This is a genomic window from Nocardia tengchongensis (assembly GCF_054781395.1).
The window spans coordinates 703833-716479 of sequence record NZ_BAAGUM010000006.1; the positions used below are offsets into that span (position 1 = coordinate 703833).

Genomic DNA, 12647 nt, shown 5'->3' on the forward strand with positions numbered 1-12647 from the left:
TCGCTCCCCCGCTCCACTCGGTCCAGAACGAGACGGGCCGCGAACCTGGCGTGCGCGACCCTAGCGGGCGGCGGCAAGGGTTTCGAATTGTCGAGGTCAGCTCAGGCGATGGGGGCGCTCTTCCACCATTTCAGGACCGCGTCCATGTCGCCGGTGATGCCGTCGGTGTACATCAGGTACTGGGTGCGGCCGGCGTCGGTGAAGGCGGTGACCAGGCGTGGATGGCTGTCACCGGTGAGCTGGTAGTTGGTGTATGTCTTGCCGCCGTTGACGTCGTGCGAGGTGGTGTCGGGGCTCAGACCGCTCAGCACGGACTGCACCGTGGCCGACGAGGAGTAAGCGAAGATGCGGTAGAAGGGGTCGTTGTTGTCGGCGCCGCCGTAGCAGCGCCACTGCACCTTCCAGTCCCCGAACTCCGGGGTGCCGTCGGTCGCGTCGGCGGACACCGGGGAGTCGGCGACCCAGCAGGTCGCGCCGTTGAGGCCCTTGCCGCCGGTCTTGGTGGCGGGCAACAACTTCGGGAACTCCTTCGCCGCGACCGACCAGTCGATGGTCTTGTTGCTCGCGGGCGCGCCGTCCGGCACGGTGGGCACGACGCTCGGCGACCCCATCTTGTTACCGCTCGACTTGCTCCCCGCCGCCGCGATCACCGCGATCACCACGACGAGCAACACCACCGCCGCCACCGCGATGCCGATGATCAGCCCGGTATTGGACTTCTTCGGCGGCGCCGGCCGATGCGCGCCGACCGGCGGACGCGGCTGTTGCTGCCCCTGCGCCGGATACGGATAGGACGGCGGCTGCGGGTACTGATTGGTCCCGCGCCCGGTGTAATTGCCGGTCACCGGCTTGGGCGGCACCGGATTGACCTGTGTCGGAGCCGGATACGGCACGGCCGGGGTCGGCGGCGTGGTCTGCGGGCGGGCGGTCGGCATGGGCGCGCCGGTGACCGGCATACCGGTCTGCATCTGACCGCCGGTGTGCATGGGCGCACCCGTGTGCATCGGCCCGCCGGTCGGCATCGCCCCACCGGTGTACATCGGCATGCCGGTCTGCATGCCGCCACCGGTCATCGGAGCGACCGGAGCCGGTCCCCCGGTGTAGGGCATGACCGGCATCGGCGGCGCGGTCCGCTGCACCAGCGGCAGCGCGGGCGCGCTCGGGTTGGCGAGGGCACTGCGGGCGGCGGCCGCGAAGTCGCTGCAACTGGCGAACCGGTCCTCCGGCCGCTTGGCCATCGCCTTGCCGATCACCAGGTCCAGGCTCGGCGGCAGGCCCTGGCGCGCGCTGCTCAACGGCGGCGGCGGATTCTGCAGATGCCCCTGGATCACCGCGGCAGGGTTGGTGGCCGAGAACGGGCCCGAGCCGGTGAACAGCCAGAACAGCGTGCACGCCAGCGAATACTGGTCCGAACGGCCGTCCAGCGCCGAGCCGGTCAGCTGTTCCGGCGAGGCGTAGGCCAGGGTGGCGGTGAACGTTCCGGTCTGGGTGAGGTGACCGCTGTCGTCGCGCAGCCGCGCGATGCCGAAGTCGGTCAGATACACCCGCTCGCCCTTACCGCCGGTGGAGCGGGCCAGCAGAATATTGGCCGGCTTCACGTCCCGGTGCAGCACCTCGTTGCGGTGCGCGTAGTCGAGCGCGTCGGCCATCTCGGCGACGATCTGCACGGCCCGCTCGGGCGGCAGGGTCTGCGGATTCACGCTGGCGGCGTCGATGCCGTCGATGTACTGCATGGAGATCCACAGCTGGCCGTCCTCGAGCCCGCGGTCGTAGACGGTGACGATGTTGTGGTGGTCCAACTGGGCGACCAGGTCGGCCTCGCGTTCGAAGCGGGCCCGGACCTCCTTGTCGAAGACCATCTCCCGATTCAGCAGCTTCAGCGCCGTCAAACGGGGCAGCCGCGGGTGCTTGGCCAGATACACCGACCCCATGCCGCCCCGGCCGAGCTGCCGCTCGATGACATATTCAGCAAAAACGTCACCGTTGGACAGCATGACGATCTCCCACTTCCCACTCCGCGAGCCGGGACCCACCAGCGCGCGAGGTACCACAGACGATCGGCGTGATCGTGTACGGGCCGATCCGGAAAACACCGAAACTGTAGCCGATGCGACCCGCGCCCCGCGCCGGGCCGGGCGCGCCGCGCGAACCTGCAGCGTTCGCCTGCAACGGTATTCACCTCCAGTGATCGTCCGGCATCGGAATTCCTACCGGACTATCTACGCACGGCCCGCTAACGCAACACTCAACGTTTGCTTATGGCGGCCACCGACCCGCCCTGGGGTGTCGGAGGTCGGGGATACGCTGGGCGTATGCGCATTGGAGCTCACGTCCGAATGGACAGCGACCCGATCGGCTTCGGTGAGACGCTGGGGGCCGAGGTCATCCAGATGTTCGTGGTCGATCCACAGAGCTGGGACAAGCCCAAACCCCACCCGCTGACCGAGCAGATCAAGGCCAGCGACATCGACGTCGTGGTGCACTCGTCCTATCAGATCAATGTGGCCAGCCTGAACAACCGGCTGCGCATGCCCTCGCGCAACGCGGTGGCGCAGCAGGCCAAGGCGGCCGCCGAGCTGGGGGCGTTCGGGCTGGTCGTACACGGCGGGCACGTCCGCTCCGACGAGGAGATGACGGAGGGATTCGTCAACTGGCGCAAATTGTTCCAGCGCCAGGAGGACAAGGGCGGCTTCGCGGTGCCCATCCTGATCGAGAACACCGCCGGCGGGAACCACGCCATGGCACGGTATTTCGACGATATCGGGCGGCTGTGGGACGCGGTCGGCGAGTTCGGGGCCGGATTCTGCCTGGACACCTGCCACGCCTGGGCGGGCGGTGAGGAACTGGTCGGCATCGTAGAGCGGATCAAGGCGATCACCGGGCGCATCGACCTGGTGCACCTGAACTCCTCGCGCGACGCCTTCGACTCCGGGGCCGACCGGCACGCCAATTTCGCCGACGGCACCATCGACCCGCAGCTGCTGGCGGAGGTGTGCCGCACCGCCGACGCACCGGTGATTCTGGAAACCCCCGCCGACGGGGTCGCCGACGATCTGAAGTATCTGCGCGAACACCTCGGCTGAGACCTTTCGATCCGGCTGATCCTGAACCTGTTTCGGCGGCCGCCCCGATGGTGTCCTGGTCATGGCTCGAATCCGGGCCGGGACACATCGGGCGAAAGGCATTGCATGTCCGTCGATTACGCAACTTCCACCCCTACTGTCGTGCAGCTGGGCAGCAAGATCGGCGCGCGCATCGACGGCGTCCGCCTCGGCGGCGACCTGGACTCGGTGACCGTGCAGGCGATCCAGGACGCGCTGCACAAGCACAAGGTGATCTTCTTCCGCGGCCAGGAACACCTCACCGAGGACGGCCAGTACGAGTTCGCGCAGCTGCTGGGCACACCCACCACCCCGCACCCGACCGTCACCTCCAAGGGCGTCAAGACGCTGCCCATCGACTCGGAGTACGGCCGCGCCAACAGCTGGCACACCGATGTCACCTTCGTGGACCGGGTTCCGAAGGCGTCCATCCTGCGCGCGGTGCACCTGCCGCCCTACGGCGGCTCCACCACCTGGGCCTCCACCGTGGCCGCCTACGAATCACTGCCCGCACCGCTGCGGGCGCTGGTGGAGAACCTGCGCGCCCGCCACACCAACGCCTACGACTACGCCGCCGACCGGACCGAGGTGGCGCGCGGCGAGAACGCGGAAGTGACCGCGAACATCAAGGCCTACCGCGAGGAATTCGAGTCCAGCTACTACGAGACCGAGCACCCCGTGGTGCGCGTGCACCCGGTCACCGGTGAACGCGCCCTGCTGCTCGGCCACTTCGTGAAGAACTTCGTCGGCTTCTCCGCCGCCGAATCCCAGGCCCTGTTCCAGCTCCTGCAGAACCGCGTCACCCGTCTGGAAAACACCACCCGCTGGAACTGGCAGCTCGGCGATGTCGCGATCTGGGACAACCGCGCCACCCAGCACTACGCCATCGACGACTACGACGGCCAGCCCCGCCGCCTGACCCGCATCACCCTGGCCGGCGACGTCCCCGTCGACATCCACGGCAACCCCAGCACCATCATCACGGGCAACGCCGAGCACTACTCGATCGTCGAGGAGGTCACGCCCCGCGCCGCCTGAATCCCGGCGCGGAGCACCGCGATTCGGGCAGCGGTGGGTGCCGCCACTCACCCACCACCCGTCTCGCGGACCGACACAACTCGATGCCGTCGATCGCGTGCCACTCGTACACCCCGCGACCGACGGCCCGGCCGGTGCGACGACACCAATCTCTCTCGACGTCGCACCGGCCTTTGTCGTTCGTATCAGCCGGTGTCGTTCACAGCGGCTTCGCCGGTTTCGTGCCGAACCCATCGTGCAGACTGTTGGCATGGAGATTCGGCCGCTGGACGGGGTTCGGGTTCTGGAGTTGGGTAACTACGTGGCCGCGCCGACGGCCGGGCGGATACTCGGGGACTTCGGGGCCGAGGTGATCAAGGTCGAGCGGCCGGAAACCGGGGACGAGCTGCGGAATTGGCGGTTGTACGGCGGGGACACCTCGATGCTCTACCGGACCGTCAATCGGAACAAGAAGTCGATCACGCTGGATCTGCGCACCGAGGCCGGGCGGCGGATCGTGCTGGAGCTGATCGGCAAGTGCGATGTGCTGCTGGAGAACTTCCGGCCCGGGATGCTCGAGAAGTGGGGGCTCGGGCCCGAGGTGTTGAACGCCGCCAACCCGGATCTGGTGATCACGCGGATCTCCGCGTACGGGCAGACCGGTCCGCTCTCGCAGCGGCCCGGCTTCGCGGCGGTGGCCGAAGCGGTCGGCGGATTGCGGGAACTCGTGGGCGATCCGGATCGGCCGCCGGTGCGGGTCGGCGTGTCCATCGGCGATTCCATCGCGGGGATCTACGCCGCCTTCGGCACCGTGATGGCCTTGTTCCAGCGCGAACGGGTGCGGCCGGTGCCGTTGGAGCAGCGCATCATCGACGTCGCGTTGAACGAATCGATTCTGTCGGTGATGGAGTCGCTGGTGCCCGACTACCTCGCCTACGGCATCAACCGCGAACGGGTCGGCGGGCGGATGGAGGGCATCGCGCCCAGCAACGCCTACCCGACCAGCGACGGCTACAGCATCATCATCGGCGGCAACGGCGACGCCATCTTCCAGCGCTACATGCAGGTGATCGATCGGCCCGACCTCGCCGCCGACCCGGAGCTGCAGGACAACGCGGGACGCTGGCGGCATCGCGATCGGCTCGACGCCTCGATCGCCGAATGGACGCGCCTGCGCACCCGCGACGAGGCCCTGAAAGTGCTGGAGGCGGCCGCGATTCCGTGCGGGCCCATCTACACCGCTGCCGACATCGTCACCGATGAGCAGTACAAGGCGCGCAACATGATCCAGCCCTTCCGGGTGGACGTGGGCGAAGCGGAGCCCAAGGAGGTCGGGTTCCCCGGCATCGTCCCCGTCATCGGCGGGCAGTCGCTGCCCATCCGCAATGTCGGACCGGACCTGGGCGAGCACACCCGGGAGGTGCTGTCCGGACTGCTCGGCATGTCCGCGGCCGACATCGATGCGCTGGAGGCGAACTCATGACCCTGCGGGACGTCACGCTGCGCGACGGATTGCAGCTCACCGGCAAGGTGCTGCCCACCGAACGCAAGGTCCAGATCGCCCGGCAGCTGCTGGCCGCGGGGGTGCCGGAACTGGAGATCGGCTCCATGGCCCGCCCGGATCTGGTGCCGCCCATGGCCAATACCCTCGAGCTGGTCGCGCAGCTGACCCCCGAGGAGCTGGAACGCTGCTGGGTGTGGGTGGCCACGCCGCGGCACGTGGCCAAGGCCGCCGAGGCCGGGGTGCGCAATTTCCAATACTGCTTCTCGGTGTCGGACGCGCACAACAAGGCCAATATCGGCCGCACCACCGAGGACAGCGTGGCGGCCATGCCGGAGGCGGTGCGGCTCGCGGCGGAGGCGGGCGGGCGCATCCAGCTCTGCCTGGCAACGGCTTTCACCTGCCCGTTCGACGGGCCGATGGATCCCGCGCGGGTGCTGGCCATCGCGGCTGACGCCCGGACGGCGGGATCGTCGGACATCGTGATCGCCGATACCCTCGGGCAGGCGCATCCGGGTCAGGTCGGCGCGCTGGTGGCCGCGGTGGCCGCGACCGCGCGCTGGGGTAATCAGGAGCACCGCATCGTCTTCCACGGACACGACACCTGGGGCATGGGGGTGGCGAATTCGCTGGCGGCGCTGGCCGCCGGGGCGGATGTGGTGGACGGCTCCCTGGGCGGGCTGGGCGGCTGCCCGTTCGCGCCGGGGGCGTCGGGGAACACCTCGAGTGAGGACCTGTTGTTCGCGACCCGGCCGGAATGGTTCACGCCGTCCGTATTGTCGGATCTGGTGCAGATGTCCGATGATTTGCTGAAAGAACTCGGCGAACCCAATCGCTCGCGGACGATCGAAGGTGCAAAGTCTGAAACCACGGCATTTGAATGGACAATTGCCAGCCGGAAATGATTCGCGGGAAATTAGCTACCGTGTGCGTCGGCGCGGATCTTGAGCAGAATCAAACCCGCGGTACAGGCCAGGATCAGGCCCGCGACGGTGATCTCGACCCGTAGTCCGGCAATACCGAGAATGGCGCCGGTCAGACCGCCGAGGAAGAACAGCCAGGCGGCGATGCGGGCCGGCAGCGCCGGTATCCGCATCGTCGGAGGGGCCGCAGGCTCTCCGGCGCGCGCCGACGCGCGCAGCGGAGATGTCGAGAATGCACCCATCATCCACTCCTCGGTGACGCCCACCGGGTTCGCGAATCTTCGGCGCGCCCCTCGGCTAATTTCGAGCGTCTCGTGTGTAACTTTGGACACACATTACGACGCGGCAACGGAAAGTCCATACGACACGTGAGCGAAACGCGCTGACTTTACTAATTCGAAATATGAATCACCGCTGTTTGAGATATTTTCGAGGCTTTCCGAATGGCCGTGCGCGGCCGCCTTTTAGAACCGACCACCCGCCTGGCCGATGCCCATCGGCTCCGTTAGGGTGAGCCCACTCGATACGAATCAGGAGCGACACCCATGGACGGCAGCAACGCCGGCGCGGACGATCGCGCGGTCACCCCGCTGCGTCACCTGCCCAAGCCCGTGGTGGGTGCCGCGGGCGCGGTGGGCGTGGTGTCGGCCGGGCTCATCCTGCTCGGCGCGTGCGGCCTCGGCCACAGCGACACCTACGTCGCTCCCCCGCCGCTGAACGCCGATCTGCAAGCGGCCCCGGCGAGTTCGACCAAGGCCGGCGTCAGCGCCACCCCCGCGATCGTCATCCCGCCCTCGCCCACCTGGCGGGTGGCCGCCGACCAGCCGTCGCGGCGCGCCCCCATCTCGACCGTCACCGCCACCTCGGAGGACCCGGCCGCCGACCCGAGCGGCTCGCGTCCCTCCTCGGCCCGCCCAACCACCACCACCACTCGCCCGGCCACCACCGAAACCACCCGGCCCACAACGGAATCCCCGCGCACAACCACCGACGCCCCGGTCACCACCCGCCTGGACCCGACCACCGTCGCGCCCACCGATCACGCTGCCGCGGACACGTCCGACAACTGACTCCCGAGTACCCGGAGAGTCACGGCGTCCGAATCGGGCCCCGCGAGATGCTCCGACCCGAATTGCGTTGCCGACCTTGCCCACCGGAGGGCGACGTGCGCCGCTCCTCCGCCCCGGCCGGCCGCGCGGCTGCGATCACGCCGATGCCGTGATGCTGCGCGGCGGGCACGAATTCGTGTTCCACTCCGCGCGCCGGCGGGCGACATGACCGTGCGGCGGTCGGCCGAGGGCCGCTACCAGTCACCGTCCTCGACCGGCTTGCCCTGCTTGTCACCGAGGTGATGCACCTGACCGGGGGTGGGAGGCTCCCAGGGTTCGTGGTCGTCGCCCAGCCAGTCGCCGACCGGGACCACGTTCGCGAGCGGGTCGGCGGCGGCGAGATCGGTTGCGTCCGAATCGAAATAGTCGAACCAGGGTAGGTTTGCGGCGGTGTAGGCCGCGCGATCCACCGGGGACGGGGGCGCGGCTTCGCCGGTGATGCGCCGCCAGTCGGGCGGGGTGACCAGGTGGACGAAAACGCGGCCGGCGCGCTCGGCGGACCACTCCGCCAAGGGGCGTTCGTCTTTGTAGATCTCCTGCCGCATGGTGCCGCCGACGCCCAAGCCCAGGGCGCCGGCCTGCCGCTTGCGGGGCAGGGAAGCGGAGGGATGACCGCCCGGCGCGGGCGGCGCCGCACCGAAGGCGGGAGCGGCCGGAGGCGGCAGGGCGCCGGACGCGCCGGCGAGCCAGACATTGTCCGAACTCCCGTAGCGGGCCCGGGCCGCCTGCTCGCGGCGCTCCTCCTCCGCCTTGCGCCAACGGGCCAGTTCGAGATCGTTGAGCGCGAAGTTCTGGAGTTGAATGCCGCCCCAGGTCTCCTCCCCGGTGACCTGCCCCTCCACGGTCGCGCCCAATCCCAGTGGCACCGCGACGAATTGCCGGATGGTGCCCTTGCCGGAGTTGATGCCGTCGAGCCAGGGCTGCCGGGGCAGCACCACGTAGTTCTGTGGATCGCGGGCGAGCCGGTCACTCCACGGCTTGCCCGAGACCGCGCACACCTTGCCCACCCCGATCTGCAGCGCCGCGGGCTCCTTCGACGAGAACGACAGCCACATGGCCTCGCGCAGGTACATGGGCAGCATGACGCCCCCGCGCGCCGCCCACTCCGGCGGCACCGAGTCCGCGTAGTCCGCAACCCGGCGCACCGGGAACTCGCCCAGCCCGGGCGGCAGCGGATGGGTCCCCTGCTCGGGCAGCCGCAGCGTGCGGATGAACCGCACCCCCACCTCACCGGGCAACACCAGGGTGTTCCCGTCCAGCCGTACCGAGTCTCCTCCCATGCCCCGACCCTACGCCCGCCAATCCCTTCCCCGACACCGAAATTCCAGCTTCGCACCCCCGCGCCCGGCCGCCCCGAACGTGACCGAACACGTGCGAGACGAGATCCGTTGCGCCCCTGCCCGGGAACGTCGCGGCGCGACGATCCCGTCATCCAAGAGCACGCCCGCACGCCTCTCGGCGCTGCCCGCGGCCCCTCGATCCGAACGCGGCCGACAAGACGACAGTCCGGCCCGTCGTGGTCGTTGCATCCCGTGGCGGACGCGAAACGCGCCCCGCTCGAAGTGCGAGCGGGGCGCGTCAGCGTACGGATCGGAATCCGCCGAGGGCGTCTCAGAACTCCACGAGGTTGTACTCGCCGACCCGGTCGGTGAGGACCCGCAGGTGCTCCAGGTCGCTGCCCAGGGTGCGGGCGATGGCGGTCAGGCGGGCCACGTAGTGGCTCACCGGGTATTCGGTGGTGATGCCGATACCGCCGTGCATCTGGATCGACTCCTGCCCGATGTGCCGGGCCGAGCGTCCGACCTGCAGGCGCGCCCGCGAGGCCGCGACCTGATCGGCGGAGCCGTCGGCGACCGCCGCGGTCGCGTACAGGCTCATGGAGCGGGCCAGTTCCAGCGACACGTACATGTTCGCGGCCCGCTGGGTGAGGGTCTGGAACTTCGACAGCGTCACCCCGAACTGCTTGCGCGTCTTCAGGTAGTCGGTGGTGAGTCGCATGGCCTCCTCCATCGCGCCCAGCGACTCCGCGCACAGGCTCGCCTGCGCGGCCACCTCGACCGCGGTCACCGCGGCCCGGGCGTCGCCGCCGTCGCCGAGGAGTTCGGCTGCGGCGGAGGCGAAGTCGAGCTGCGCGCCGCGCCGCCCGTCGAAGGTGCGGAACGGGGTGCGGGTGAGCCCGTCGGCATCGGCGGCGATCAGGAACAGTCCGACACCGCCGCCGGGCAGGGCGGCGCTGACCACCAGCTGATCGGCGCAGTCGCCGTGCGGGACGGGGTTCTTGACGCCGGTGATCCGGTAGGTGTCACCGTCGAGGACCGCGGTGGTGGCCAATTCGGTTGCGGGCCACCGGGTGCCGGGCTCGTCGTGCGCGAAGGCCAGCAGCGTCTCCCCGCCGGCCAGCGCCGGGAGCACGCGCTGCCGCTGCTCGGCGGTGCCGACGCGGGCGACCAGCCCGCCGGGCACCAGCACGGCGTCGAGATAGGGTTCGGGCGCGTTGCGGCGGCCGATCTCCTCCATCACGACCATGGTCTCGACCGGTCCCGCGCCGACGCCGCCGTCCTCCTCGTCGAAAGCCAGTCCGAGGACGCCCAATTCGGCGAGCTGCCGCCAGACGTCGCGGTTCCAGCCGAGGTCGGTGTCGATGACCTTCAGTCGCGTTTCCGGGTCGTAGGCGCGGCCCAGCAGGTCCCGGACCGTATCGCGCAGCATGACCTGTTCATCGGTGAGTTCGAAATCCATGGCGGCAGCTCACAATCCGAGGATGGTGGAGGCGATGATGGTGCGCTGCACCTCGCTGGAGCCTCCGTAGATGGTGGTCTTGCGGTAGTTGAGGTACGCCGGGCCGCTGCGCTGCGCCCAGCCGGGCGAGGCGATGTCGCCGGTGTTCACCGGCAGCGCGTCCGGGCCCGCGATGTCCAGCAGCAGTTCGGTGGCGGCCTGCTGCAGCTCGGAACCGCGCAGCTTCAGCACCGAGGAGGCCGGATTCGGCTTGCCGTCGGTGGAATTGGAGATCACCCGCATCAGGGTGAGCTCCAGCGCCAGCAGCTCGTTCTCGATCTCGGCCACCCGCGCCGCGAACACCGGGTCCTCCAGCAGCGTGCCCCGGCCCGAACGGATCTGCGCCGCATGCTCTTTCGCGACACCCAGCTTGACCTTGGTGCGGCCGACGCCGGTGATGCCGGTGCGCTCGTTGCCGAGCAGGAACTTGGCGTAGGTCCAGCCCATGTTCTCCTCGCCGACCAGCTGGTCGGCCGGGACCCGGACGTTCTCGAAGAAGACCTCGTTGACCTCGTGGTGGCCGTCGATGAGCTTGATCGGGCGGATGGTGACGCCGGGGGTCTTCACGTCGAAGAGCAGCATCGAGATGCCGGCCTGCTTCTTGGCGCTCGGATCGGTGCGCACCAGGCAGAAGATCCAGTCGGCGTACTGGGCCAGGGTGGTCCAGATCTTCTGGCCGTTGACGATGTAGGAGTCGCCGTCGCGGACCGCGGTGGTGCGCAGCGAGGCCAGGTCGGAGCCGGCGTCGGGCTCGGAGAAGCCCTGGCACCACCAGATGTCGAGGTTGGCGGTGGGCGGCAGGAAGCGCGCCTTGAGCTCCTCGGAACCGAACTGGGCGATCACCGGGCCGATCATCTGGGCGTTGAAGGTGAGCGGCTCCGGCACCGAGGCGAGCTGCATCTCGTCTTCCCAGATGTGCAGCTGCATGGGCGTGAAGTCGCGGCCACCCCACTGCACCGGCCATTTGGGCACGGCGAGGTGGTTCTCGTTGAGGATGCGGTGGGTGGTGACGATGTCATCGCGAGAGAGCTCGAGACCGTATTTCACGCGGTCACGGATCTCCGCCGGGATCTTGGTCCGGTAGAACTCGCGCAGTTCGTCCCGGAATGTCACCTCATCGGGTGAAAGGGCCAGCTTCATTGCTTCTCCCGAGCGTCGCTGTGATGTCGCCATCAAACCTACCCCCCGGTAATGATCGGTTTGTCACCCGGATCACACCCACTCGACGGCTCGGCGGCGCGGCCCGCACGTCCAGCTGGTACGTTGCCGGAGAATCCGATACCGCGATTTTCGCGCCGTCGGGCTGTCCCAGCTCGGCGAGAATCACGACCATGCAGGAGCAGCCAGAGTGAACGGCAGCACGCTTTTCCGGCGCACCGCGGCGATCGCCGCGCTGACCACCGCCGCGACCTTGGGCGCTTCCACGGCCACCGCCGATCAGCCCAAGTCGCCGGCCGAGACCGGGATCGAGCAGCTCACCCAGGCCGTCGCGGACAACACCGCGACCGATTTCGACCGGACCGCGGCCAAGACCGCCGTCGCCGACATCGCCAAGGCCGCCCAGCTGGTCGCCGCCGCCAAGCTCGAGAACGTCCAGTTCACGCCGTTCTCCTACCTGGCCCCCACCCTCGGCTGCGGCTTCAACATGCCGTTCAGCCTCACCTCGGCCACCGCCGTCACCGGCTTCGCCGCACCCAACGCCTCGGTCTCGCTGCCCGCAGGCAATATCAGCTTCCAAGTCATGGCCCAGCAGAACGGCTTCCCGCTCAGCTCCGGCCTGACCGTCGCCTGGCTGAACGTGAACAACGGCCGCAGCGGCATCACCGCCCTCGACGATCACACCGAATACAACCTGCCGACGCTGTCCAAGACCGTCGACGCCGGCGCGGGCACCGTCATCGCCTCGCTCTGGGGCACCATCGACTACCCGTCGGCCCGCTGCGTCGTCCTCCCGACCGTCGGCCTGTCCACGGTCCCCGACGCCCCCGCTCCCCAGGCCACCCCGGCGACCCCGGACGCGTCCGGCGCGACCCCCTCGAGCACCCAGGCGACTCCCGCCGCCCCGACCACTCCCGCGCAGGCTCCGAACGCCGACAACTCCGGCTCCGGCGCTCCCGCCACCACCGCCCCGGCGCAGACCCCCGGCAACTGACGCTCGGCGTCACCCCCGCGAAAACACAACGCCCGCATCCATTCCGGATGCGGGCGTCGGTCGTTC

Annotated in this window: 11 protein-coding genes; 6 read left to right on the forward strand and 5 right to left on the reverse strand. The window is 69.1% G+C overall.

Annotated features, from left to right (window positions below):
• Positions 1 to 101 precede the first annotated feature (101 nt).
• A complete protein-coding gene (locus ACYVKL_RS14300; protein ID WP_379163237.1) occupies positions 102 to 1994 on the reverse strand; it encodes a protein kinase domain-containing protein in 1893 nt (630 codons plus the stop codon).
• A 318-nt stretch (positions 1995 to 2312) separates the two neighbouring features.
• Here ACYVKL_RS14300 and ACYVKL_RS14305 point away from each other — a divergent pair, with 318 nt between their 5' ends.
• The 4 genes from ACYVKL_RS14305 to ACYVKL_RS14320 all read left to right on the forward strand — a co-directional run bounded on the left by ACYVKL_RS14305 (position 2313) and on the right by ACYVKL_RS14320 (position 6524).
• Positions 2313 to 3083: a deoxyribonuclease IV gene (locus tag ACYVKL_RS14305; protein ID WP_379163240.1), complete on the forward strand. Its 771-nt coding sequence runs from the start codon at positions 2313 to 2315 to the stop codon at positions 3081 to 3083.
• Positions 3084 to 3188: 105 nt separating this feature from the next.
• A complete protein-coding gene (locus ACYVKL_RS14310; protein ID WP_357191469.1) occupies positions 3189 to 4139 on the forward strand; it encodes a TauD/TfdA dioxygenase family protein in 951 nt (316 codons plus the stop codon).
• 250 nt (positions 4140 to 4389) lie between these two features.
• Entirely contained in the window at positions 4390 to 5601 is a 1212-nt protein-coding gene (locus ACYVKL_RS14315) for a CaiB/BaiF CoA transferase family protein (protein WP_379163243.1), read from the forward strand.
• Positions 5598 to 6524, forward strand: coding sequence for a beta/alpha barrel domain-containing protein (locus ACYVKL_RS14320; protein WP_379163246.1), 927 nt, complete (start codon positions 5598 to 5600; stop codon positions 6522 to 6524). Before ACYVKL_RS14315 ends, ACYVKL_RS14320 begins: the two co-directional genes overlap by 4 nt.
• Before the next feature lie 11 nt (positions 6525 to 6535).
• On the opposite strand, the gene ACYVKL_RS14325 is transcribed toward ACYVKL_RS14320, so the two are convergent.
• Positions 6536 to 6808: a hypothetical protein gene (locus tag ACYVKL_RS14325; RefSeq protein WP_379163249.1), complete on the reverse strand. Its 273-nt coding sequence runs from the start codon at positions 6806 to 6808 to the stop codon at positions 6536 to 6538.
• 279 nt (positions 6809 to 7087) lie between these two features.
• On the opposite strand from ACYVKL_RS14325, the gene ACYVKL_RS14330 reads away from it, so the two are divergent.
• Positions 7088 to 7612, forward strand: a complete 525-nt coding sequence (locus ACYVKL_RS14330) for a hypothetical protein (RefSeq protein ID WP_379163252.1) — start codon at positions 7088 to 7090, stop codon at positions 7610 to 7612.
• A 233-nt stretch (positions 7613 to 7845) separates the two neighbouring features.
• Here the strand turns inward: ACYVKL_RS14330 and ACYVKL_RS14335 are convergent, their stop codons facing one another.
• The 3 genes from ACYVKL_RS14335 to ACYVKL_RS14345 all read right to left on the reverse strand — a co-directional run bounded on the left by ACYVKL_RS14335 (position 7846) and on the right by ACYVKL_RS14345 (position 11569).
• The gene (locus ACYVKL_RS14335) at positions 7846 to 8931 is read right to left on the reverse strand and encodes a hypothetical protein (RefSeq protein ID WP_379163255.1); all 1086 of its coding nucleotides are present in this window, start codon (positions 8929 to 8931) and stop codon (positions 7846 to 7848) included.
• Between the two features lie 331 nt (positions 8932 to 9262).
• Positions 9263 to 10390, reverse strand: a complete 1128-nt coding sequence (locus ACYVKL_RS14340; protein WP_379163258.1) for an acyl-CoA dehydrogenase family protein — start codon at positions 10388 to 10390, stop codon at positions 9263 to 9265.
• A 9-nt stretch (positions 10391 to 10399) separates the two neighbouring features.
• Positions 10400 to 11569 (reverse strand): acyl-CoA dehydrogenase family protein, encoded by a 1170-nt coding sequence (locus ACYVKL_RS14345; protein ID WP_379163261.1) that lies wholly within the window; start codon positions 11567 to 11569, stop codon positions 10400 to 10402.
• Between the two features lie 208 nt (positions 11570 to 11777).
• On the opposite strand from ACYVKL_RS14345, the gene ACYVKL_RS14350 reads away from it, so the two are divergent.
• Positions 11778 to 12581: a hypothetical protein gene (locus ACYVKL_RS14350; RefSeq protein WP_379163264.1), complete on the forward strand. Its 804-nt coding sequence runs from the start codon at positions 11778 to 11780 to the stop codon at positions 12579 to 12581.
• Positions 12582 to 12647: the final 66 nt, after the last annotated feature.